18 protein-coding genes are annotated in these 24,871 nt (G+C 36.2%); 14 read left to right on the top strand and 4 right to left on the bottom strand.

Annotated features, from left to right (window positions below; genetic code table 11):
- Positions 1-86 precede the first annotated feature (86 nt).
- Together FA707_RS08675 and FA707_RS08670 are read right to left on the bottom strand one after the other, a co-directional pair.
- On the bottom strand, positions 87-2,198 hold the full coding sequence (locus FA707_RS08675; RefSeq protein WP_136953856.1) for a C39 family peptidase: 2,112 nt from the start codon (positions 2,196-2,198) through the stop codon (positions 87-89).
- A gap of 31 nt (positions 2,199-2,229) precedes the next feature.
- Complete coding sequence (locus FA707_RS08670; protein WP_136953855.1) at positions 2,230-2,691, bottom strand: hypothetical protein; 462 nt, start codon at positions 2,689-2,691, stop codon at positions 2,230-2,232.
- A 207-nt stretch (positions 2,692-2,898) separates the two neighbouring features.
- On the opposite strand from FA707_RS08670, the gene FA707_RS08665 reads away from it, so the two are divergent.
- From FA707_RS08665 to FA707_RS08635, 7 genes are all read left to right on the top strand, one after another.
- Positions 2,899-3,312, top strand: a complete 414-nt coding sequence (locus FA707_RS08665; RefSeq protein ID WP_136953854.1) for a GtrA family protein — start codon at positions 2,899-2,901, stop codon at positions 3,310-3,312.
- Positions 3,313-3,317: 5 nt separating this feature from the next.
- The gene (locus FA707_RS08660; RefSeq protein ID WP_136953853.1) at positions 3,318-4,238 is read left to right on the top strand and encodes a glycosyltransferase family 2 protein; all 921 of its coding nucleotides are present in this window, start codon (positions 3,318-3,320) and stop codon (positions 4,236-4,238) included.
- A 77-nt stretch (positions 4,239-4,315) separates the two neighbouring features.
- Positions 4,316-5,938 carry a putative glycosyltransferase family protein gene (locus FA707_RS08655; RefSeq protein ID WP_136953852.1) on the top strand — a complete coding sequence of 541 codons (1,623 nt, stop codon included), beginning with the start codon at positions 4,316-4,318 and terminating at the stop codon, positions 5,936-5,938.
- 99 nt (positions 5,939-6,037) lie between these two features.
- Positions 6,038-7,258: a hypothetical protein gene (locus tag FA707_RS08650; protein ID WP_136953851.1), complete on the top strand. Its 1,221-nt coding sequence runs from the start codon at positions 6,038-6,040 to the stop codon at positions 7,256-7,258.
- 231 nt (positions 7,259-7,489) lie between these two features.
- The gene (locus FA707_RS08645) at positions 7,490-10,579 is read left to right on the top strand and encodes a BspA family leucine-rich repeat surface protein (RefSeq protein ID WP_136953850.1); all 3,090 of its coding nucleotides are present in this window, start codon (positions 7,490-7,492) and stop codon (positions 10,577-10,579) included.
- Between the two features lie 265 nt (positions 10,580-10,844).
- Positions 10,845-15,041, top strand: coding sequence for a BspA family leucine-rich repeat surface protein (locus FA707_RS08640; protein ID WP_136953849.1), 4,197 nt, complete (start codon positions 10,845-10,847; stop codon positions 15,039-15,041).
- 141 nt (positions 15,042-15,182) lie between these two features.
- A complete protein-coding gene (locus FA707_RS08635; RefSeq protein ID WP_136954225.1) occupies positions 15,183-16,763 on the top strand; it encodes an Ltp family lipoprotein in 1,581 nt (526 codons plus the stop codon).
- An 84-nt stretch (positions 16,764-16,847) separates the two neighbouring features.
- Here FA707_RS08635 and FA707_RS08630 read toward each other — a convergent pair whose 3' ends face one another.
- Positions 16,848-18,407 (bottom strand): NlpC/P60 family protein, encoded by a 1,560-nt coding sequence (locus FA707_RS08630; protein WP_136953848.1) that lies wholly within the window; start codon positions 18,405-18,407, stop codon positions 16,848-16,850.
- A 187-nt stretch (positions 18,408-18,594) separates the two neighbouring features.
- Positions 18,595-19,314, bottom strand: coding sequence for a histidine phosphatase family protein (locus tag FA707_RS08625; protein ID WP_168177387.1), 720 nt, complete (start codon positions 19,312-19,314; stop codon positions 18,595-18,597).
- A 355-nt stretch (positions 19,315-19,669) separates the two neighbouring features.
- Between FA707_RS08625 and FA707_RS08620 the strand changes: the two genes are divergently transcribed.
- From FA707_RS08620 to FA707_RS08590, 7 genes are all read left to right on the top strand, one after another.
- Complete coding sequence (locus tag FA707_RS08620; RefSeq protein ID WP_136953846.1) at positions 19,670-19,924, top strand: Wzz/FepE/Etk N-terminal domain-containing protein; 255 nt, start codon at positions 19,670-19,672, stop codon at positions 19,922-19,924.
- Positions 19,925-19,942: 18 nt separating this feature from the next.
- On the top strand, positions 19,943-20,128 hold the full coding sequence (locus FA707_RS08615; RefSeq protein ID WP_136953845.1) for a hypothetical protein: 186 nt from the start codon (positions 19,943-19,945) through the stop codon (positions 20,126-20,128).
- Positions 20,129-20,293, top strand: a complete 165-nt coding sequence (locus FA707_RS10630; RefSeq protein WP_136953844.1) for a GNVR domain-containing protein — start codon at positions 20,129-20,131, stop codon at positions 20,291-20,293.
- A 473-nt stretch (positions 20,294-20,766) separates the two neighbouring features.
- Positions 20,767-21,531 carry a YveK family protein gene (locus FA707_RS08605; protein WP_136953843.1) on the top strand — a complete coding sequence of 255 codons (765 nt, stop codon included), beginning with the start codon at positions 20,767-20,769 and terminating at the stop codon, positions 21,529-21,531.
- An 11-nt stretch (positions 21,532-21,542) separates the two neighbouring features.
- Complete coding sequence (locus FA707_RS08600) at positions 21,543-22,247, top strand: CpsD/CapB family tyrosine-protein kinase (RefSeq protein ID WP_136953842.1); 705 nt, start codon at positions 21,543-21,545, stop codon at positions 22,245-22,247.
- A 25-nt stretch (positions 22,248-22,272) separates the two neighbouring features.
- Positions 22,273-23,034 (top strand): tyrosine-protein phosphatase, encoded by a 762-nt coding sequence (locus FA707_RS08595; RefSeq protein WP_136953841.1) that lies wholly within the window; start codon positions 22,273-22,275, stop codon positions 23,032-23,034.
- A 24-nt stretch (positions 23,035-23,058) separates the two neighbouring features.
- Positions 23,059-24,864, top strand: coding sequence for a polysaccharide biosynthesis protein (locus FA707_RS08590; RefSeq protein WP_246032319.1), 1,806 nt, complete (start codon positions 23,059-23,061; stop codon positions 24,862-24,864).
- Positions 24,865-24,871 lie beyond the last annotated feature (7 nt).

The following is a 24,871-nucleotide window of genomic DNA, read 5'->3' as shown; positions in this document are numbered from 1 at the left end:
CTTTAGTTGAAGGATTCAATACATAAAAAAACACTTCTTAACCACGAACTGTCATGTGGCTAGGAAGTGTTTTTTTATTAGGTTGTTTATCTAATAACTAATAATTTACGGTATTTAGAAGTTAAGTAGTTATCAAATGCGTTCTTTTCGTACCAACGAACCGCATCACCTGTTAGAGAATTGTAACCTGGATCATGAATTAAGATATATTCTTTTCCGTTAACTATTTTATAACCTCTAGCAATCATACAATGTTGCGGATTGTTAGTTATTCCAACGTTGCCCATTTTATAAGTTCCCCAATAGAGAACATAGTTTCCTGAATTGATTTCAGTGATAATGCGATCAATCGAACTACCTGTAATAATTTCCGTATTATTTGTATATTTACGAGCATATTTATTTAATCCAACTGGCGAAATAACTTGTCGGAAAGGTGTTTTACCCCATGGATCGCCAATTTGCCCTTCATCAGGATTACTGTTGCTTACTGGCAATCCATTAATGAAATTAACTAGTGAAACATTAGGGACATAGCCTTTAGCCTTTAAAACAGTATACAGTGATGTCGCAGCACAACCATACCATGCGCCAATCGCCATTTGACTATAATAATTTGCAGGAAGTGCTTTATACGTAACTAATGAGGTGCCTGTGGCGTTGATATATCCTTGCCAATTACCTAAAGCATCATAAACTGAATAATAAATTGCTCCATTATAATGGACATATTTTCCTTTAGCGATGAAGCCTTTTTTGTTTAACTTAGCAGATGTCTGTCTAAGTGACCAATTGAAACTATTCCACATGCTGTAGTTAGGGCTAGTGATAGTAATGTAACGATTGAAGCTTTGGTAGATTCCTTGAGCGCCATCAGCCACTGATACTGCGTTGGCATTGACATATCCGTACCAAGTTCCTTTATCATCCCATAATGATAAGTAAGTCATCCCGTTAGTGTGGACGTATTTACCTTTAGCTAGATAAGTTTTCAAGTTCATGTTTTTAGTTGTGCCTAGGTTCTTCCATGAGAAGTTACGATAAGTCGTGTAGTTAGCGTTAGTAACCGTCACGTACTTGTTGTAAGCTAAGTACGCCCCTTGACGTCCTTCACCAGCCTTAGTAGCATTGGCATTGACGTAACCCATCCATTTGCCATTGATGTGATATAAAGAAAGATAAGTTAGGCCGTTGTAATGTTGATACTTTCCTTTAGCTAAATACGTTTGTTGATAAATATTTTTGGTAGAATTTTTAACTGTCCAAGAAAAGTTACTGTAAAGTGAATAGTTATTGCTAGTGACTGTGACGTATTTACCAAACGATTGGTATAACCCTTGGCGTCCGTCAGCAACTTTAGTGGCATTGGCGTTGACATAACCCATCCATGTTCCGTTGTTATCGTATAAAGAAAGATAGGTTAAACCGTTGTAATGTTGATACTTTCCTTTAGCTAAGTAAGTTTTTTGGTAAATGTTTTTGGTGGAGTTTTTAACTGACCAAGAAAAATTGCTATAAATTGAATAATTATTGCTAGTGATTGTGACGTACTTACCGTACGATTGGTAAATACCTTGACGTCCGTCAGCCTGTTGTAAGGCACTTTCACTTACGTAACCGTAAAACATCTCTTTTTCATCTTTTTGCGTGTAAAGTGAATAGTAGTTTTTACCATTAATGGTTTTAATGTCTTTTGATAAGAATGTTTGTAAATAGACGTCCGCTGTATTAGCAAGCGCTTGTTCTTCAATTTTTTCTGACCAAATGATTGTATTGTTATTAGTAATTGTCACAAATTGTTGTGTCGCTTTTTCTTTAGCAATTGTTAATCCAGTGACAGTTGTTTCATCTGAAGAGGACGTAGTACTATCAGTTGTTGTTAGGTTGCTATTATCTTCAAGTGAAGTTGCTTCGTTGCTATCAGTTGTTTCAGCAATTGTTGCTTCCTCGGAAAACTCAAGCGACTCATCAGATGGATTATCAGTATTCATGTCCATTTCGCTGTCAGTAGATGGTTCTTTCGTCAATTCAAGCGAGCTGTCTAAAAGCATTTCTGAATTGTTAGTTAGTGGTGTTGCTTCGTTAGTAGTTGACGCTGGGTCTTGCTCAGCAGTGATTGCTAGAACAGGTGTTGTTGTCGCTAATGTCATACTTGAAACTAGCATCAGTGTTAAACTACTTTTTAGTGATTTTTTCATTCTTAAGTGATCCCTTCTTATTTTTCCTTTTTTATTCTATTACTTGTCCGACCAGTTTAATCAGTGCTTGATTGAAATCTAAATCAGACTGTTTCTCCCGTAATTTTTTTAATAGTGCACTCCCTGATTCTAGTTGATACCCTTGTTCATCTAGAAGTTCTTTAGCGCCAGCTTCATCTCCAGCTAGGGCTGTTAGTGCACCTACTAAATAGTTATAGATTAATTGATTTTGATCTGAAACACTTAATTGATCATAAGCTGAATAGCTATCAATCGTTTGCCCATTAACTTCGGGGGTTAATTGACCATTTGGTGTCCCGGCTAAATCTGAAGAATCAACTAATTGGGTATGGGTTTCATTCTGTGCTTCAATAATCGAGCTAGTTTCAGTACTAGTCTCATTACTGGTACTAGTTTTTGAATCAGTCCCCTTGCAAGCGGTTAGACAAGTAACTAAAGCAATGGTTGTGGTGATTAATAGTATTGGTTTCAAATGAAAGACACTCCTTTTTTATAACGTTGATATTATAACATTTTATATTTTTATAAGCAATGTTATTTGAAAATATGACGCATCGGTGAGTAATGTTATAAAGAAATAACAAAACTATTTTTCATTATACTAGTCATCTCGCTTGAAATCTGATTAAATTAAACTAAGTAGATTACTTTAGTAAGAAGAAAAGTGGGACTTATTCACATGAATAAATTGGGAAAATATTATCAAAGCAAGCTCAAAGAAATCATCAATTATTTAATTTTTGGTGTTTTGACGACAATCGTGAATTTAATCGTCTATTTTGGTTTGACGAAACTTACTATTAATTACGGAATCGCCAATACGATTGCTTGGATTATCTCGGTTTTATTTGCCTATGTCACGAATAAATGTTTCGTCTTTAAGGCAACTGGGTTAGAAACCAAGCAACTAGTTAAAGAGCTAACCGCCTTTTTTAGTGTCCGCTTGTTTTCTTACGTGATGGACATGTTGGTCTTGTATTTGTGCTTGTCTGTTTTGAAATGGCCACCAGTCTTAGCGAAGTTGATATCACAAGTGGTTGTCGTAATTTTGAACTATCTATTTAGTAAAATTTTTGTCTTTAAGGAGGACTAGTTATTATGAAACTTTCTGTCATAGTCCCATGCTATAACGAACAAGAAACCATTCCCTTATTTTTGGCGGAGATGGCCAAGGTGGAGGCGCAACTTCCGTTAGAAGTGGAGTATCTTTTTATCAATGATGGTTCAAAAGACCAAACCCTCAACGTTTTGCGCGAGGCCCATCAACAAAACGAGCGCGTCCACTATTTATCATTTTCACGCAACTTCGGTAAAGAAAGTGCGCTCTACGCCGGTTTGCAAAAAGCCACCGGTGATTATGTAACGGTGATGGATGCGGACTTACAAGATCCGCCTGCCATGTTAGTTGAGATGTATCAAAAAATTCAAGATCCGGAAGTTGATTGCGTTGGCACCAGAAGAGTCACGCGTAAAGGTGAACCGCCTATTCGCAGTGCGTTTGCTAAATTATTTTACAAAATTGTCAACAAAATCGGTCAAGTCGAGATGGTCGATGGAGCACGTGATTTCCGCTTAATGACGCGTCAAATGGTCGATTCAATTTTGGAATTAACCGAGTACAATCGCTTCACGAAAGGATTATTCGTCTGGGTTGGCTTTAACACGATTTATTTAGAATATGAAAATGTGGAACGAGTTGCCGGCGAAACAAGTTGGAGTTTTTTGGGACTGTTGAGCTATTCAGTAGACGGCATCGTCAATTTTTCCGATGCGCCTTTAAAAATCGCGACTTGGATTGGAAGCCTATCTTGTGTCGTCGCGATGATTTCACTGTTATTTATCGTCATTCGCACCTTGTTGTGTGGCGATCCTGTAGCAGGTTGGCCATCGATGATTAGTATTATGTTATTACTAGGAGGTATTCAATTACTGTGCCTAGGTATTATCGGTAAATATATCGGTAAAATTTTCCTAGAAACGAAGAAACGACCAATCTATGTGATAAGGGAAGAAGCATAATGGTAGGACGTACAACGAGAATCAGTAGATATAGTGGACATGTAAGCATAGTACCATCGTGGCTTCAAGAGTGTTTCGTGATAATCTCATTTATAGTTGTCACGGTTTTATCTTCACAACACTTATTTAGCGGTGGTTACACAGTTATCAAGAGTCCAGATTTTTATTTCCATTTTAATCGTTTTTTAGGGGTGATAGAATCTTTAGCGGCAGGTCAGGGGTTATCACGGATTAACACCCTTTTCTTAGAAGGCTGGGGCTATGGCTCGCCGATGTTTTACGGTGACTATTTACTTGTAATCGGTTTTGTTTTTTACAAGCTCGGCTTTACAGCCTTAACGAGTTATAAGCTCTATTTAATGACGCTGACATTCTTGTGCTTGTTAATCCCTTATTATTGTTCAAGACCCGTTGTAAAAAATAAAACCATTGCCTATTTCATTGCGCTACTATACGCCTTAGCTACGTTCAGAATGTATGATTTATTTGTGCGGAACGCGCTAGGTGAAGCGACAGCTTTTTTATTTATTCCGTTAGTCGTTTTAGGCATGTGGTCAATAAAAACCGAAAAAGCACCGCGGTGGTACTACTTAGCGCTAGGGATGACTGGCTTGTTAGTGACGCATTTATTAACGACAATTTTGGTCACGATTGCACTTGCTATTATGGTGATCGTTGATAATAAAGCCTTCATCAGAAAATGGGATGCCTTTAGCGCATTAGTAAAAGCGACATTATTAACGGTGGGCTTATCGGCTTTTTTCACCTTACCTATGCTTGAACAGTTGAAATTAGTTCCCATGCGAATTAATACTGATCCGATTCTCCAACGAAGTATGTTCTTAACGGACTTTGGCAAGTTATTAGAACAATCGTTAGATAACGTTGCGTTATATTCTGCTAATATTGGTATTTTATTATTAATTCCTATTGTTTTACGATTTTTTGTGAAGAGAGATGAGCAAAATATGGCGCGACTAAAGCTAGCGGACTATACGCTAGTTATTGGCATCATCACGTTATTGAGTGCTACTAGTTTGTTGCCATGGGAATTATTATTCAATCTTAGTTTTTTATCCGTCATTCAATTTCCTTTTAGATGGTTAATTATTACGACGATGATGTTGGCGATAAGTGGTGGCATTTATTTTTACGAATGGTCACGTCTATTTGCAAATGCACAAGTTGTCCGGGTATTTATGGTGTTGGGTATTTTATTATCGACCATGTCTTATAACCAAGCGGTGCGCCTAGCTGAAGGGGAGAAAGTTGTTAACGAAACGGCTTATCAACCTTATCAAATCGGGACAGGACAAGAATATTTGCCTGTTGCGACTAATCGTGATTGGCTAAAAGAACAAGCAGGTAAGATTCGCTATAACCAAGCTGATATTAGAATAACCAATTCAAAAATTAATCATACGACGATTCGTTTTGATTATCGTGACGCAAAAAACGCCGAGGTCGCTCTACCGCTACTTAATTATCCAGGCTATCAAGCACTAGAAGTCGCTACCGGTCGTAAATTGTCACTAAAAATAGGTGCGCATTACGAACTAATGCTGCAAGGTCTACAAGGAACAGGTAAAGTTGAGGTTAGTTATCAAGGCACTTTCATTCAAAAAGTTGGATTGGCAATTAGTATAGGAACACTTGTTTTAAGCGGATATCTTGTTTATTATCAGCGAAAAACTCGTTGATAAATGAAAAAAGACTATTACCATCTATTGTATAACTCTTGATAATACGTTAACATTTAACAAAGGTTAAATGTTAAATGTTAAAAAGGAGTGTGAGGGATGTTAAGGTTACGTTTTATGTTGATGTTAGTAATCGGGATTATGATCGTTACGGCTAGCATTATTTACTTAATTAATTTTCGGAAAGATAAGGAAAACAAGTTTATTCGCAAATTTTGGCTAGTCATGCTGATAATGGGGATGGCAATTTGCTACTTTCCAACGAAAGCATATGTGAATCTCAAATATATAAATAGTCACGTAGAGGATACTGTGGCAACGGTTGTAATTGATAACAAAAAAATCAAGACGTCAGCGAACGCTAAGCAACCACTAATTTTACCAACGGCGTATGACACAATTGAAGTGACGCATCCATCGGTTGTAAACTTTCCGAAAGACTGGTCAGGTTATAAATATTGGATGGCAGTTACCCCCTATCCAGAAGGCGATGCGGGGAAAGAAAATCCGCATATTTTCGCCAGTCACGATATGATTGCTTGGGATATCCCTTTTGGTGAGAAAAAGTGTAATCCGTTAGATGAGATCACCAATTCTCCACTCAATGAGCAAGAGAGTCCTTTGCAGTACAATTCGGACACGCATCTATTGTTTAACGAAGAAAAAAATCGCTTAGAGATGTTCTGGCGTTATGTTGATGATGTCGAGAAACTCGTCTATATTTATCAAATCCATAGTCAAGATGGTCGTAGTTGGTCGGACAAAGAATTAGTTTATACATGTAATCGTGGCAAAGGTGAGGATTGGCTATCACCTGCTTTTACCAAAGATAAAGACGGCTACCAAGTCTGGTATGTGGGGTACGACTTTTTGATTCATCACCGTATTAGTACTGATGGCAAAACGTGGTCAAAACCTGATACAGTACAGATTGCTTATAACAAGGACAACATGCATAGTTGGCATTTGGATGTTAAAGAAATCGATGACCACTTTGAAATGCTTGTAGTTGGCTTTGAAAAAGCAGCTGGTGAAAAAGTTAGCTGGAGTGACCGTCATCAAATGAATGTCTATTATGCTAGTGATGAAGGCGGTGCGTGGTCGAATCTTCAACCGATAATCTATCCATCACAAGCCCATGGTAAATGGGACGGCAAAGGGTTGTATCGCAGTTGTTTAATTAGAGAAAATAATCAATACTATGTGTTTTATAGCGGGATTGGCGACACGGGGACTCGAGCAGTTGGTTTAAGTTATGGCCCAGACATCTTTAATCTAAAAGGTATTAATTATTACGATTATCCAGATTTCAAAAAATAAATAAATTTAACTAACAGATTGGCAAAGCGTGAAAATTTTTGCCGGTCTGTTTTTTGTATTTATTAATAAATTAATTAATTAATTAATGTGCGTTATTGAACAAATCGACAGTTTTTGGTAAGATAGAAGGCAGAGAAAGTATAAAAAATTTTTATTTTCATATTTAACTATATGAACAATAGAAAAATAAAAAAGTGATAAACTATTTGGGGGTTCAGAAAGGGATGTAATATGAAAAAGAAGGTATTGAGAAATGCTGTTTACTTTTCAGTGATTGGGAGCTTTATTGCAAGTGATTTATCAGGAATAACAGCTATCGCAGCAGAAGAAACGAGTACAGAAGATACAACAACAGAAGCTACGGAAACGATTAAGAGTGAGGTGTTGCCAGATGTAACACTTAGCGAATCTATAGAAAATGAAACTGATACAAATTCTATAGAACAAAGTAATCTTCCAAAAGTTGAAAATGATGAATTTGACGAGGATTCAGTTGCACCGTCACAGTTAAACAAACAAACTACTAGTAATGTACTAGCAACTTCGGAAGAAATTGTTGCATCTGGGATTGATGGGACAGTTCCTTGGACTATTTATAAAGATGGCCGATTAGTAATGGGGCCAGGTGAAATGGAAAACGTTGAGGGGAATTATACGAAAGAGTGGCGTCATTATAATTACTCAAATATTGTAACCTCAATAGAGTTTACAGGTGAATTGCTATTACCTGAGAACTGTTCAAGTTTGTTTAAAGATTTTTCTGAACTTACGGAAATGAAGGGATTACACTACCTGAACGCTGAAAATGTTACAGATGTATATGGTATGTTTTATGAGTTGCCTAAATTATTCGAATTAGATTTATCCAACTTTAACGCAAGTAAATTAAAAACAATGAGTAATATGTTTAGGAATTTAGATAGTTTAACGAGTTTAAATTTAAGTGGTTGGAAAAATGAAAGCTTGGAATCTATGTATGATGCATTTAGGTTTATGGATAATTTAAAAGAGATAAATTTTACTGATTTTAATACTTCTAATGTAACCGATATGACAACAGTATTTTGGGATTTACCTAGTCTTGAAACATTGGACTTATCAAGTTTTGATACTTCCAAAGTGACTAGCATGAATGAAATGTTTACTCTATTGAATAGTTTAAAATCTCTGAATGTCTCCAATTTTGATACCTCTAATTTGACGAGTATGGATCGTATGTTCAATGATTTAAGAAACTTAACTAGTTTGGATCTTTCAAGTTTCGACACCTCAAATGTTACTGATATGTCTCAAATGTTTAGTCATATGTATAATTTAAAAGATTTAAATCTTTCAAGTTTTGATACTTCAAATGTCACAAATATGGACGAGATGTTCTATTATACTAATGAGTTGTCAAGTTTAGAACTTTCACATTTTGATACCTCAAAAGTAACTAGTATGCGTTATATGTTTGGAAATATGGAGAAATTAACGGACTTAGATGTTTCAAATTTTGATACTTCAAGCGTAGAAGATATGTCAGGTATGTTTAGCATAACACCTAGTTTGAAGAAATTAAATCTTTCAAGTTTTGATACCAGAAATGTTAAAGAAATGGAAGGTGCTCTGTATAGCTCTGGATTTGAAGAGCTAACTGTAGGCAATAATATGAAATTTGTTTCAGATCATGATATTCTTCCTGAAAAAGACAACGCAGGGAAACCTTTCAGTTGGTACGGAAAAAACACTGGAAAAAAATTCAACACAACAGCGGAATTCGTTGAATATGGGAAAGGTGGTTTAGCCGCTGATACCTATATTCGAACAACTGAAGCTAAGCCTGAAACAAAACCAGAGGGCGACTACATCAGCTTTGGTAAATACGTGACAGTCAATAACGACAAAGGTTACAATACATGGCAAAACTTCTCATGGAAGCAAAAACACGAGAACAGTAAAGTAGCTAACAACACATACTTAGCTAAAGGTCAATACAAACATGCGAACGGCTCAACTTATTACTCATTATATGATTCAAAAGGAACCTGGATGGGTTACATCAACGCTAAAGGCACTAAGTTAGCCGATGGTGCGCAAGGTGTTTACCAATCATTTGGTAAATATGTGACAATTGGTAAAAATGCCGGCTATAACACATGGCAAAACTTCGCATGGAAAGAAAAACATGCAAACTCAAAAGTAGCGAATAAAACCTACTTAGCGAAAGGTTTATATAACCATGCGAATGGCTCAACCTATTATTCACTATACGATTCAAAAGATACTTGGATGGGCTACATCAATGCCAAAATTGCGAAGGCTAGTGCGAACCAACAAGGTGATTATATTAACTATGGCAAATATGTCACAGTCAACAACAACGCTGGTTATAACACATGGCAAAATTTCTCATGGAAAGAAAAACATGCGAATTCAAAAGTAGCGAATAAAACATATTTAGCTAAAGGAATGTACAAACATTCAAATGGCTCAACTTACTATTCATTATATGATGCTAAAGGTACGTGGATGGGTTACATCAATGCCAAAGGAACACAAGAAGCGGGTAACAACAAACAAGGTGTTTACCAAAATTTTGGTAAATATGTCACTATTTCAAAAAATGATGGCTATAACACATGGCAAAACTTCTCATGGAAAGAAAAACAAGCTAACAGTGCTGTTTTTGACCGTACTTTCTTAGCGAAAGGTTTATATAACCATGCGAACGGTTCAACTTACTATTCACTATATGATACAAACGGTACTTGGTACGGTTATATCAATGCTAATGCTGCTAAAGTAGCACCTGGAGTAGAAGGCTTGCCAATTATTTTTCAAGATGGTTTGAAGAGTTTTAAAGAATTCAACAATTCTTATCCTATTTGGACCGATTTAAGCTTTAAAGAGAAGGTGACAGGGTGGAGAGATGCTGATTTTTGTGTAACATCAGTTTATCATCACGCAAATGGTTCTATTTATTATCAAATTGGACAATTCTCAGGTGTAGAAGAGGGAATTGTAACAGTGGGTTATATTAATAGTAAGGCCACACCTTTGATTGCAACACCTAGACCTGATTATTTACAAGTAACAACGGATAAAGTATTTGCGGAAAAATCAGTATGGCCATGGTCATACCTTAAGTCTGCTTATTACTGGGATGGTAAAGAGTGGATTGTAGATTTTGCCGGTAATTGGTTTGGTGAAGAGGAAATATCAAACGAGCAATTACAAAAACTATTAGCACCACACTTAAAAAAACCAACGTCTCCAGGTAAAGAAGTAGGAGAATATGGTGAATCTAAAGAGATTTACGTTTGGGGTTACCATAACTAATTAAATAGTAAAATAGGCCAGTGAATTTTTTATATTGCACTGGTCTTTTTTGTGTTTGATTAGAGGGTTCTAATTCTTTGGCGTGCACAAATAACAGAAATGTAAATAAAAGTGTTAGGATTTTGATAAATAAAACAAATAATTCTTTGATGAAAGTCAGGTGCGGTTAAGGTTAAAGTTTGGAAAGAATTCGCTGTGAGATGAAATATCATCTTTAGTATAAGCGTATACTTTAGGCGTGTAACTAAATAAATTAGGGGGAACTATGAAAAAGAAAGTATTGAGAAATGCGGCTTACGTTACAATAATCGGTAGTTTAATATCAAATAACGTGGCGGGCGTGACAGCTTTAGCAGCAGAAGAAATGACAAAAGAAAGTACCACCAGTGAATCGCAAGGGGAATTAAGCACTGATTTGTTGCCAACTGTTGTGGATGATGATATTCAAACAACTAAGCAAGAGGAAGCAACAGAACAATCAACAACTGCAGAAGTTTCCGAAGCAGAAACTTCAGAAACTGAAGAAGTAACAAATCAAACGTCAGAAGCAATGAAAGAAGTAACTACTACTTCAGAGGATAAAGTAACAAAAGCGGAAATTTCTGATGACATCATCGATACCGGTGTTGATGGAACTGCCCCATGGACTATGTATAAAGATGGTCGTTTTGTGATGGAAGCTGGGGAACTTGTATCGTATGAAACAAGAGGTTGGGATAACTATAAAGATATAATTACTTCGATTGAATTTACTGGTAAATTGTTACTTCCTGTATCGTGTGAATCTTTATTTGCTGATTTTCCAGAATTAGCAATCTTTAAAGGGTTAGAAAATTTAGATGGTCAACTAGTTGAAAATGTTTCAGGAATGTTTAACAACTTGCCTAAATTGACAGAATTAAATTTAAGTAATTTAAAGATGAATAAATTAGAGTCTACTAGCTACATGTTCCAGGATCTAAAAAGTTTGACTAGTTTAGATTTAAGCGGTTGGACAAATGAAAAATTGACTTGCTTATCTACAACATTTAACGAACTTACTAATTTAACGAACCTGAATTTGAATAACTTTAATACTTCGAATGTTACAGATATGTCATGGGCTTTCTCTGAATTATCAAACATAAGAGAGCTAGATTTATCAAGTTTTGACACTTCAAAAGTTACAAATATGTCAGTAATGTTCTCTGGGATGGTAAATTTAGTTGATTTGGATATTTCTAGTTTTGATACGTCGAATGTGACGAGTATGGGAAACATGTTCTCACAAGTTTCTAAATTGACTACTTTAGATTTACAGCATTTCGATACTTCGAATGTTACTAACATGATGTATATGTTTTCTGGGATGGCAAGTTTAGAATCATTAAACATTACTAAATTTAATACCTCGAATGTTACAGATATGTCAGGGATGTTCTATGATGTATCAACTATTAAAGAATTAAGTATCGCAAATTTTGATACATCAAAAGTCACAACAATGCACGACATGTTTTCTTTGATGAAGAGCTTGACTTCCTTAGATGTGACTAACTTTGATACGTCGAATGTTCTAAGTATGAATTCGATGTTTTCAAACTTAGAACAGATTACAGAATTGAAAGTTTCAAACTTTGATACGTCAAAAGTGACGAATATGGCTTGGATGTTTTCAGGGTTAAATAATTTAAAAACGTTGGATTTATCTAACTTTAATACTTCTCAGGTTATCGATATGTCAGGAATGTTTTTTTTGTCGGGCTTAGAATCAATTAATGTTTCTAGCTTTGATACGTCAAATGTTATGAATATGACAGTGATGTTTAGCGAATGCTCAGAAAACATGAAATCACTCGATGTTTCTAATTTTAATACCTCAAATGTAACGGATATGTCTGACATGTTTAGTGGTTTAACAGGCCTTGAATCACTCGATGTTTCCAACTTTGATACAACTAATGTTACCGACATGTCGCAAATGTTTCAATCATTAGAAAAGGTAAAAAAATTAGATGTTAGTAAATTTAATACCTCAAATGTAACCGATATGTTTGGGATGTTTAGCTTTATGTCTAGTTTAGAATCATTGGATATCTCTAATTTTGATACGCAGCATGTTAATCATATGGGGGCGATGTTTGAAGGCTTAGCAGGTGTCAAATCGTTAAATGTTTCCAGCTTTAATACCTCAAATGTAACGGCTATGAATGAAATGTTTAAAGATTTATCAGGTTTGGAAGTATTAGATATTTCAAATTTTGATACTAGTAAGACTGATCAAATGTCAGGAATGTTCCAAGGGATGACTAATTTAAAGTCATTGGATTTATCTAACTTTGATACTTCAAATTCAGTTGATATGTCGCAAATGTTTTCAGATTTAAGAAATATAGAATCATTAGATTTATCTAACTTTGACACTTCTAATGTAACGAATATGTCAAGTATGTTTAGTTCTTCGACAAAACTTAAATCGTTGGATGTTAGCAATTTTGATACATCTAAGGTAGAAAATATGTCTTGGATGTTTTCAAGTTTGACGATACCAACATTAGATATTACAAACTTTGATACGTCAAATGTGACAGATATGATGGGTATGTTTGGCTATATGAAGACTATTACAAGCTTAGATTTGTCTAATTTTAATACTGAAAAAACAGAAAATATGATGTATTTATTTAGTGATATGGATGAATTGAAGGAGCTGGATCTATCCAACTTTAATACCACTAAGGTTACTGATATGACAGGAATGTTCCAAGGGTCAATGAATCTGGAAAAATTAAATATTTCATCGTTCGACACAAGTTCAGTTCAAAATATGTTTGGGATGTTTGAAAATGTTGCAAGCTTAAAATCATTGGATTTATCCAACTTCAATACATCAAACGTAACGAATATGTCAAGTATGTTTGGTGGTATGAATAGACTTGAGGAACTTAATATTACAAGTTTTGACACCACACAAGTAACGGATTTTAGTGCAATGTTCGAAAGTACGATGGCATTGAAAAAAATAGATTTATCAAGCTTCAATACCTTGGTTGCGGAAACTATGAATTATTTTATGTTGTACTCTAATGTTGAAGAGTTAATAGTAGGGGATAACATGAAGTTTGTAACGGAATATACTGAAGAGTTTCTACCGTTGTGGGATGATGAAGGGATTCCTTACGCTTGGTATGGCCAAAACACTGGTAAAAAATTCAATACAACAGAAGAATTCGTAGCCTATGGTCAAACAGGCTTGTCAGCTGATACGTACATCCGTACTGAAGGTGAAGTGGTTGCGGAGTATTATGTTTATTTCGAAACAAATTCAGGCTCATATATCGATTCAGTAATAGTTAAAGACGGTGAAAAAGTAGCGGAACCAACAGCTCCAACCCGTGAAGGCTACAAATTTGAAGGTTGGTACAGCGATGAGAAATTAACGACTAAATATGATTTCAATACGCCAGTTACTAGTGATTTAACCCTTTACGCTAAGTGGACCAAAGTCGATGAACCAAAACCTGAAAATAAACCTCAAGGTGACTATATCAGTTTCGGTAAATACGTCACAGTCAACAATGACAAAGGTTACAATACATGGCAAAATTTCTCATGGAAACAAAAATATGAGAACTCAAAAGTAGCTAATCAAACATATTTAGCCAAAGGCATGTACAAACACCAAAACGGCTCAACTTATTACTCATTGTATGATTCAAAAGGTACGTGGATGGGTTACATCAATGCTAAAGGAACTAAAGTAGCTGACGGCGCACAAGGCGTGTACCAATCATTTGGCAAATACGTGACCGTCAACAACAACGCAGGTTACAATACATGGCAAAACTTCGCATGGAAACAAAAACATGCGAACAGCAAAGTAGCTAATCAAACTTATTTAGCTAAAGGTCAATACAAACACGCGAATGGCTCGACTTACTATTCATTGTATGATTCAAAAGGTACGTGGATGGGCTACATCAACGTAAAAGGTACTAAGTTAGCTGACGGAGCACAAGGTGTGTATCAATCATTCGGAAAATATGTGACAGTCAACAACAATGCTGGTTATAACACATGGCAAAACTTCGCATGGAAGCAAAAACATGCCAACTCAAAAGTAGCCAACCAAACTTATTTAGCTAAAGGTCAATACAAACACGCGAACGGCTCAACCTATTACTCATTATATGATTCAAAAGGAACCTGGATGGGTTACATCAACGCTAAAGGCACTAAGTTAGCGGATGGCGCACAAGGTGTCTACCAAGCTTACGGCAAAAAAGTAACCGTTAAAAACGACAAAGGTTACAACACATGGCAAAACTTCTCATGGAAGAAAAAATACGACAACAGTAAGTTAGCCAATAAAACCTACACGGCCAAAGGCTTATACAAACACGCGAATGGTTCAACCTACTATTCATTATATGACGTCAAAGGGACATGGATGGGTTACATCAACGCCAAAGGAACTAAATAATAAATAAATCAGCAATAGTGGCTATCTTATCTTTAAGAGATGACCACTATTGCTTTTTTGTCATACAGCAAATAGAGAAACTTGCAACTTTTGTTCGTTTTTGGCACGATTTAGTTGTTTGGATAAGGGAGGAATTAATGTATGAAAAGAATTACGGGTATTTCTTTATCAGCGCTGTTACTGTTATCCGCTCCTTTACAAACGCTTACAACTGAAGCGGCCACGTCAGGGTTAAATACGATTAGTAACGTTAGTCAACCGCCAATTGAACAACCTGAAGAAAGTGAATCGCTCGTACCTGATGAATCGAATGAACCATCTGAGTCCGAAATGCCAGAGACATCACTTGAGGAAGCCTCTTCGCAAACAGAAGAGGCTGGGACAACTACCAATGAACCAGAAACGTCAACGGAAGAATCCACCAACACTCTTGGTGAAGAAACATCGACTGAAGCAACCACTGAAGATACCGAGTCAAGTAGTGAAACAGAAGAAGTTATAAGTTACCAAATTGAAAACCTTGCGGGAACGTATGTGACGATTCTTTCAACAAAATTAACTATTTTTGATGATTTAACGCAAGCTTTTGCTAATCAAGGTGGGCTAACCACAACGGAGTATTACCTTCAAACGTTACGCTTAACGCAACTTATCACTAACCAAGCTGGGGAAGAAGTATACTTAATAGCAGATCAGAATAATGATACTATCGGCTATGCACAAGCAGAAAGTTTGACCCAACGAGGAGCAGAAGGTGAAATGCTTGAGTTAGACAAACCTATCTATGTGAAGGTGACGAGTAAATCGTATCCATCTTACAAAGATTTTGCTTGGACTAAGTATTTTGAACCTGCACAATTAGCTAACAAGAAATTCGAAGTGAAAGAGTACTATAACCATTACAACACAAATATTTACTATGCATTATTTGATGGCCCAACATTCTATGGCTATATCAACAAAAACTCGACGACTAAAGTTGCTGAAAACGAAAAGCCACAAGGTGACTACATTAAGTTTGGTAAGTACGTAACAGTGTCAAAAAGTGGCTATAACACATGGCAAAACTTCTCATGGAAGCAAAAACATGCTAACAGTAAAGTAGCCAACAAAACGTATCTAGCTAAAGGTAAGTATACACATGCCAACGGCTCAACTTATTATTCACTATATGATAACAACGGTAAATGGCTAGGTTATATTAATGCTAAGGGAGCTAAAGTAGCTGACGGCAAGCAAGGAACGTATATTTCAGATGGTAGCTACGTGACAATTAGTAAGAAAAACTACGATATTTGGTCAAACTTTAGCTGGAAGAAAAAAGCTTCTAGCAATAGCTACCTGAATCAAATGTTTATTGCCAAAGGACGTTACGTTCATTTTAATGGTGCTACGTACTATTCACTATACTACCCAAATGGTAAATGGTTAGGTTACGTCAACTCCAATGCAACGTCTAAAGAAGTACCAAGAGCTTACCGTACGGCCCTAGATAAAGCTTATGAATACTTAGATTTTATTCCATTCTCAAAAGCTGGCTTGTACGACCAATTAATTTATGAAGAATACACAGCTGCCCAGGCTCAGTATGCGGTAGACCATGTTAAAGTTAATTGGAATGACCAAGCTTTGATGACCGCTTGGATGTATCTGGAAATTTTTGATTTCTCAGACCAAGAGCTTTATGATCAGTTGATTTATGAGGGTTTTACAGATAAGTAAGCGCAATATGCACTAGACAATATATATTAGTAACACAAAACAAGCGTAGACTCACCAAGGTCTACGCTTGTTTTGTGCTATTAACTATTTAACAGTCTTTGTAGCATTAGCATTCAAATAGCCATACCACTTATTATTTTTGTCATATAGCGATAGATACTTACGTCCGTTACCAAGTACGTAGTAGCCTTTGGCAGTGTATTGTTTGTTGAGATGGCTACTTGTATTAGAAATTTTCTTACCACTAAAGAATAAATCTTTATACGATGAATAGTTTTTCTTTGTGATTACAACTTTTTTGTTCCAACTCGTGTATTTAACGGGTATCATATCCTTATTTAAAATATAACCGGCCCATGTATTGTTTTTGTTGTAAAGTGAGTAGATTACAGCACCGTTTTCTAACACATATTTTCCTTTGACATTAAAGACTTTTCCACGTGAGCTATTAGATTTTGCGGTCATCAACGTAATATTCTTATAAAGTGTCGTTTTATCTGTTGAAATACTATACTTTGTCGTCTTCATCGATGCATACGTAAATTTTTGCATCCAATAGCGTTCGGCCATCACATAATAACCATTTTTTAATTTTAAGACAGGAACTCCTGTTTTATTTTTGACAACACCGGAGACATCTAGGCGTGTTGCTAGTGCGTAAGTGCCAACTCTCGTAGATGAAGAAAACTCTGGTGAACGATAATAATCAATCGCTTTTAAATTCACGACTTTACCTGGAGAGGTTGTCCAATAATCGTTTAAGTTGATCGTGTTGCTTTCTTTCAAATTCATACGTAGGGCAAAGCTTGGTGGAAACTCATTCCAATAAATAGGTGAAACATTGACCGTTTGGCCATAATTTGGCGCATGGATGTACTGACTATTTCCTAGATATATGGCTACATGATAAGTAGCACCACGATTTCCCCAAAATAGTAAATCACCAGGTTTTGCATCTTTTACCGCAATTTGTGTACCAGAAGACTCTTGCGGGAGTGTATACGAACCGATATCACGGTTTAATACTTCTTTATAAACACGATAAGTCAAACCAGAGCAATCAAAAGCTTTAATCCCTAAACGATCAGGGTAGACTTGTGTATAACCTGAACCTAAATAATTTAGAGCTTTAGCGACAATTTGTTTACGCTCACCAGTTGCACGATTGATAATTTCTTGCGTGTTGGTTGCTGACATGGTTCGTAGGTTGGCTTTTGGACTCATAGCCATAGTGAAGGCTTGATACTCATCGTATGACATCACATCACGTCGATTATCGTTTAAATACTGTTGATATAACGCATCATCAGCACTCACGTTAGCATTGGTCTCAGTTGACATCGTGTCCTCGCTATTAACCGTAGCCGTATTGGTCGCTGTTGTCCTCATGCTATCACTAGAATTAACAGCCGAACTGTCACTAGTTGCTTCCACGCTTGTTTCACTCGTCATCGATTCTTCGACTGTAGAAGAAGTCTCAACTTCCGAATTAATAGTCGCTGAAATCGTTTCAAGTGTCGAGCTTATAGCGCTCGTGTCGATTTCTATATCTGAAGATGAATCGCTAGTTTGCTCAGTAGCAATGGCAAGACCGCTATTCACAAAGAAACTCCCTAATATTATCCCTAAAACAATTTTTTTCATAACAAACTCCTTATCAACTTTTGATGTCTAAAACACTTAGTCACTTCTATAATAACAAAAACACCTCATAAAATTACATAAAAAAACTGAGAAACCAAAAGTTTCCCAGTATATATCCCTTTAATAAAATGGTGAAATTTCCATTAATTATATAGATAATAGGTGATTAAACCTATTCATGATTAATTTAACTCTCTTCAAAGGTTTGACGGCCAGTTTCTAAATAACTGGTATCGTTATAACGCGCTAAATGGAATTGCTCGCCATCGAATTGTAGATGGGTGACAGAGTTGTTGACTGCCATATTGTTAAAGTCGGCTGGTGTATCGGTTAGGGCTTCAAGTGTTGCTTGAATACTTAAGCCGTGTGATACAACTAAGATATTATGATGATCATTGTCCAGAGCTTTAGCCCCAATTTTGTAGAAACTCTGACTCAAACGCTTAGTAAACATTGAGTAATTTTCTGATGGCCATGTGTTAGCGTGAGGTGGACGTAGTTGTGCTTCGTGGTGCGCCATCGCATCGACAAAGGTTGGCATGTCCATTTCATTGATTTCTTCCTCGGCTGCCTCAGCCAGTAACACTTCCCATAAGTCATCGTTCGAACGACCTTCAAATGAACCGAAGCATAGCTCGCGCAGGCCTTTTTCAGTTGTTAATGACCAGTTGACGGTAGCGGTGTTTTCGCTCATGACGTGTTGAGCCGTCTGCATCGCACGTCCACTATCGCTACTGTAGATAGCGTCAAATGATACATCTTTCAAACCAAAGCCAGCATATTCACTAGCACGTTCACCATCTGGCGTAAGCGGTGAATCCGCCCATCCTTGTACACTGTTTGACGTGTTTAACATGGTCATCCCATGACGCATTAAATAAATATTGACTAACTGCTTATCTGCCACAATTGTTCCTCTTTTCTGTCTAAAGTTCTCTTTTGTCCTCACTATCATTATAACTAATAACCGTCGATAAAGAAAATATTGCCAATATAATATATTTAAACTCCTTTTTTGTTAAATACTTATGAATATACAGTCATAAATCATGTTATTTAATGATATAAGTAAAACGATTTACCCTTAATAAAACGTTTACTAATAGAAGAAATTTCAATAAAAATCGTGTGATTTATAGAAAAATATATAGTTTTAAGTTATAATAAACAAACAAAACAAGTGTTTTTTTAATTGTTTATATATTAATATTTATTAAATAGTTAATATTTCACAAATGGATTATTGAATTGTGAGGGTGGATATGGAAGAAGTAATAAAGTTAGAGGATATTCTTAAGGTAGTAAAGAAACGGGCACTTGGCATTGTGAGTGCAAGTTTATTGGGGTTAGGAACCGCAGCTGTTATAAGTTATTTTGTGATGGAAAAACAATATACCTCTGAAGTGCAGATGATTGCCAAGTTACCATCAGCTAATAATGAACAAATGAATAGCAATCTTAATGATGTGAATTTCAACCTACAAATGATTAATACGTATAAAGACATGATGGGATAGGATGTAATCACTGATCAAGTGCAAGGGGATTTAGCTGAAAATTATCAGCTTGATGTTGAAAGATCAGTATTAAAAAGGATGATGCAAGTTGAACAAAATTCGAATTCTCAAATGTTTACCTTAAAAGTAACGTCTGATTATCCTGTTAAATCTCAAACTATCGCTGACGTGCAAGCGATAGTTTTCAAAGAGACCGCATCATAAGTGCTGAATATTGATAAAGTTAGCATTTTGTCAGAAGCAACACTTAATCGACAACCTGTCTCACCAAATACCAAATTAAACTTATTAATAGGTACAATCCTAGGTTTAATGCTTGGCCTTGGTATTAGCTTCATATTAAAACTGTTGGACAAAACAGTTAAGTAGGAAAGCTTCATTAGATGTAATAGGTTTCCCAAATCTAGGGGCAGTCGAGCAATTTCCGAGTGATTTTAATGCGCAAAAATTAATCACCACTCAAAAATCAGTTTCAACTGATCAGGAACCATTAAGATAAGACTCAGTCGCAGACATGATTGTTTCTAAAAAAATGGTAATAAAACGATGAGGTTTTGAGTAGTAAATTTCGTTATTTTGATAAATATTATCATTTAAAGTGCCTGTTTATTAATATATTAATCATTATGCCCAAAAATGCCCATTAAAATCCTTGAGAAACGTTGAAAAGGGAGAATAAAAAAATAAATATGAAAAAAGTGTGAATAAATTTTGTTTTTTATACGAACTAAAGCGAACTGGTAATTTATAGGTTTATCTAGTATCATAGAAACGTATATGTTGTTAATTTATACACGTGTATAAAGTCGATAAATAAAATGGAATATACTTGGAGGATTGAAATGGAAGAAACAATTAGTTTACAAGAAATATTTACTATTTTAAAGAAAAGATTAGGCATGATTCTAACCATCTTCTTTGTAATGGTAGGTATTACAAGTTTCGTGACGTTCTTTGTCATGGATAAACAATACAGTTCATCAGTTCAATTGATTGCTAAATTGCCTACCAATGAAGGGCAAAATAGTAATATCAATGATGTGAACTTTAACTTACAAATGATTAATACGTATAAAGATTTTATTAATTCAAATGTGGTCTTAGAAGATGTGCAGACTGTCCTGGAAGATGAAATTAACTATACAGGTGACATCAGCCAAATTCGTGGTATGTTGTCTGTTGAGCAAAACACTAATTCGCAAATGTTTACGATTAAAGCTACGACTGAAGATCCTAAATTAGCGCAGTTAACAGCTAATACAGTTTCGGAAGTTTTCCAAGAAAAGTCGGTTGATCTATTGTCAATTGACAAAGTTAGCATCATGTCGCAAGCCCCATTGAATACTAATCCAGTCTCACCAAATACAAAATTGAATTTATTAATCGGTAGTGTATTAGGCTTAATGCTTGGGGCAGGTTTAGCCTTCTTATTGGAATTATTAGATAAAACCGTTAAAGATCAACGCTACATTGAAGATATTATAGGAATGCCTGTATTAGGAGTTATTCCAGAAATGACGGATAAGGAATTAAAAGCAAAAGTTCAACTTAATCCAAAAGATAGTATCAATACTGAGATGAAACGCACGCGTCGTGCGAGAGTCTAGGAGGAACAAAAATGAAAAATAAACAAGTGAGTAACGTAACCAAACCGGTTAGCCTGATTACACTTTCTGATAGTTCATCACCAGTGTCAGAACAATACCGTACGATTAGAACGAATATTCAGTTCTCCATTACGGATCGCAACTTAAAAACATTAGTCGTAACCTCATCAGGTCCTGGTGAAGGGAAATCCACTACTTCAGCAAATTTAGCGGTAGTGTTCGCTAAATCAGGGATGAAAGTCTTGTTAGTCGATGCCGATATGCGTAAACCAACTGTTGCAAAAACGTTTAATTTAATGAACCATACAGGTTTAAGTACGTTATTAGCCGAAGGTGGTACGGTTTTATCAAATTATACACAATCGACATTAATGGATAATTTAGATGTGATGACTAGTGGCACAAAACCACCTAATCCCTCAGAGATGCTAGGTTCTCGTCGCATGCAAGAGGCGATGGAGTTAATGAAACAACACTATGATTTAGTTATCTTCGATATGCCACCAATCGTAGCGGTAACGGATGCTCAAATTATGTCATCTGTTGTTGATGGTACAATTCTCGTTGTGCGTGAAGGCGTGTCAAACAAAAAAGCCGTGCAAAAAGCAGCGCAATTATTAGATATGGCTAACGCTAATGTATTAGGCGCTATTTATAATGGAGCAGAACGTTCTAGTGATCAAGGGTATTACTATTACTACGGAACAGATAAATAATAGACTAATTAAATGAGGTGAGAAGATGATTGATTTACATTGTCATATTCTTCCTGGTTTAGATGATGGTGCTCAAAATATGGAGGATTCACTAGCGATGGCGCGCAAAGCGGTTGCTAGTGGTATCACCCACATTTTATGTACGCCCCATCGTAATGGGAAGTATCAAAATAGTAAGGCGGATATTATAGAAGCGGTTATAAACTTGCAGTCCGTCTTAGATGAAGAACACATACCGTTAACGCTCTTTGAAGGACAAGAAGTCCGTATCTCGGGAGACTTGATGCAAGAGTACGAAGCCGGCTTATTACTGGGGACGGACGTTAGTGACCGTTATATGTTGATTGAATTTCCGACGCAAGATGTACCACTATATTCAGAGCGGTTATTCTTTGAGATGCTTACGAAAGGGATAACGCCGGTTATCGTTCATCCAGAACGTAACAGTGTCTTCATTGAAGAGCCTAATAAATTGATTCCGTTCATTGAAATGGGTGTCTTAACCCAAATGACGGCGCCAAGTTATGTTGGAGTGTTCGGAAAGAAAATCCAAAAGGTTTCTGAACAAATGTTAACGCATAACTTAATCCATATGATGGCCAGTGACGCACACAACTTGAAAACACGTGACTTCTATTTAGAAGAAGCGTTTACTAAACTACGTAAAGAATACGGCAAAGCCAAAGCCTATGAGTTCGAACAAGTAGCCAAAGCGTTAATTAACGGGGATGACGTGCAAATACCAGCTTATCAGGAAATAAAGAAAAAAAGGTTTGGATTATTTTAGAAGAGAGAATTGAGGGGAATGCGTATGTCACGCAGTACGAAACGAGTGATTGTTTGGTTGGTAGATACGTTAATGATTCTAGCAGCTAATTTCATCGCTTATGTATTTATGAAACCATTAGTTTCAATTGAGTTAAAGCAATTATTCTTAGGTCTAGCGATTCAATTAGTTATTTATTGGGTGCTGGCGACAGTATTAAATATATTTAACCGTGTGAATCGCCAAACGAATATGCGCGAGTTGATTTTGATTTTTGTATCCTTATTTGTGGCATCAATGGGTGAATTCTTGGGCTTATCGTTATTACCTAGTAGTTATTGTGTACGCTTCGTCACGTTAGGATTTGTACTTAGTGTGCTTTCTATTTTCAGTAGTCGAATTGTATGGCGGTTAATAGTAGAGTATCGTTTATCTAAGCATGGTCATAAAGAAGAAGCACCGAGAACCTTAGTCATTGGTGTCGGTGCGGGTGGCGATATTTTGATGAACGCCTTAGAACAACCATGTAATCGTGGGGACATTAACGTGGTTGGATTTGCGGATGATGATTCAGATAAGAAAGGGACTTACTTCCATGGTAAGAAAGTACTTGGAACTCTAGACGATATCGCTGAGATTGTTGATGAGTACAGTATTGAACAATTAACAGTGGCGATTCCTTCGCTTGAATCGAAAGGCTATCAAAAAATTGTTGATATCTCGCAAGAAAAAGGTGTTAAATTAAATTCAATGCCATCGATTGAAGATATCACTTCAGGTAAAGTAAGTGTGAATAAGTTCCGTGAAGTTGATGTAGTAGACTTATTAGGGCGTGAAGAAGTTAAGTTAGATATGGATGTTATTTCTAAACAATTAACGAGCAAAACCATTTTAATTACCGGAGCGGGTGGTTCAATTGGCTCAGAGATAGCTCGACAAGTGATGAAATTCTCACCAAAACGCCTATTACTATTAGGACATGGTGAAAATTCTATCTATTTAATTGACCGTGAGTTAAAACAATTAAAACAAAATGTAACAGAAATTATTCCAGTGATTGCGGATGTTCAAGACCGCAAGCGCATGTTTGAAATTATGGAACGCTACAAACCAAATCAAGTTTATCATGCAGCAGCGCATAAACATGTCCCACTAATGGAATATAACCCTAAAGAAGCATTGAAGAACAATGTCTATGGGACAAAAAATGTGGCTGAAGCAGCACTTGAAGCGGGTGTAGAATCATTCGTTATGGTCTCAACAGATAAAGCAACCAACCCACCAAATGTAATGGGGGCGACAAAACGTTTAGCAGAGATGATTGTCACTGGGTTAAACAAACATCAAAAAACAAAATTTTCTGCTGTGCGTTTCGGTAATGTGCTAGGTAGTCGCGGAAGTGTGATTCCGGTCTTTAAAGATCAAATCGCTAAAGGTGGACCGTTAACGGTTACTGACTTTAGAATGACGCGTTACTTTATGACTATTCCTGAAGCAAGTCGCTTAGTGTTACAATCAGGTGCCTTAGCTAAAGGTGGCGAAATCTTCATCTTAGATATGGGTGAACCGGTTAAGATTTATGATCTTGCCAAAAATGTCATAAAACTAAGTGGTTATTCAGTTGATGAGATTGGTATTATTGAAACAGGTATCAGACCTGGCGAGAAATTGTATGAAGAATTATTAGTAGATAAAGAACGTGCTGAAGAGCAAGTCTTTGAGAAAATCTTCGTTGGTAACATTAAAGGTTTCAGCTATGACGAAGTATTAGAACGTATTAGTCAATTTTCTGATAATCCAGATGAAATGGCTAAGCAAGTGGTCGCACTTGCGAATGAATCAATTAATTAGAGGAGAT

Source organism: Vagococcus zengguangii (assembly GCF_005145005.1).
GTDB lineage: Bacteria > Bacillota > Bacilli > Lactobacillales > Vagococcaceae > Vagococcus_A > Vagococcus_A zengguangii.
Note: the sequence above shows the minus strand (reverse complement) of the source record. Positions and strands in the feature narration are given on the sequence as shown.

What these genes read in the sequence shown, in the direction of transcription:
- FA707_RS08675 (WP_136953856.1), bottom strand. Translation starts at nt 2,198, where the DNA reads ATGAAAAAATCACTAAAAAGTAGTTTAACACTGATGCTAGTTTCAAGT.
- FA707_RS08665 (WP_136953854.1), top strand. Translation starts at nt 2,899, where the DNA reads ATGAATAAATTGGGAAAATATTATCAAAGCAAGCTCAAAGAAATCATC.
- FA707_RS08660 (WP_136953853.1), top strand. Translation starts at nt 3,318, where the DNA reads ATGAAACTTTCTGTCATAGTCCCATGCTATAACGAACAAGAAACCATT.
- FA707_RS08650 (WP_136953851.1), top strand. Translation starts at nt 6,038, where the DNA reads ATGTTAAGGTTACGTTTTATGTTGATGTTAGTAATCGGGATTATGATC.
- FA707_RS08645 (WP_136953850.1), top strand. Translation starts at nt 7,490, where the DNA reads ATGAAAAAGAAGGTATTGAGAAATGCTGTTTACTTTTCAGTGATTGGG.
- FA707_RS08640 (WP_136953849.1), top strand. Translation starts at nt 10,845, where the DNA reads ATGAAAAAGAAAGTATTGAGAAATGCGGCTTACGTTACAATAATCGGT.
- FA707_RS08635 (WP_136954225.1), top strand. Translation starts at nt 15,183, where the DNA reads ATGAAAAGAATTACGGGTATTTCTTTATCAGCGCTGTTACTGTTATCC.
- FA707_RS08630 (WP_136953848.1), bottom strand. Translation starts at nt 18,407, where the DNA reads ATGAAAAAAATTGTTTTAGGGATAATATTAGGGAGTTTCTTTGTGAAT.
- FA707_RS08620 (WP_136953846.1), top strand. Translation starts at nt 19,670, where the DNA reads ATGGAAGAAGTAATAAAGTTAGAGGATATTCTTAAGGTAGTAAAGAAA.
- FA707_RS08605 (WP_136953843.1), top strand. Translation starts at nt 20,767, where the DNA reads ATGGAAGAAACAATTAGTTTACAAGAAATATTTACTATTTTAAAGAAA.
- FA707_RS08600 (WP_136953842.1), top strand. Translation starts at nt 21,543, where the DNA reads ATGAAAAATAAACAAGTGAGTAACGTAACCAAACCGGTTAGCCTGATT.
- FA707_RS08595 (WP_136953841.1), top strand. Translation starts at nt 22,273, where the DNA reads ATGATTGATTTACATTGTCATATTCTTCCTGGTTTAGATGATGGTGCT.
- FA707_RS08590 (WP_246032319.1), top strand. Translation starts at nt 23,059, where the DNA reads ATGTCACGCAGTACGAAACGAGTGATTGTTTGGTTGGTAGATACGTTA.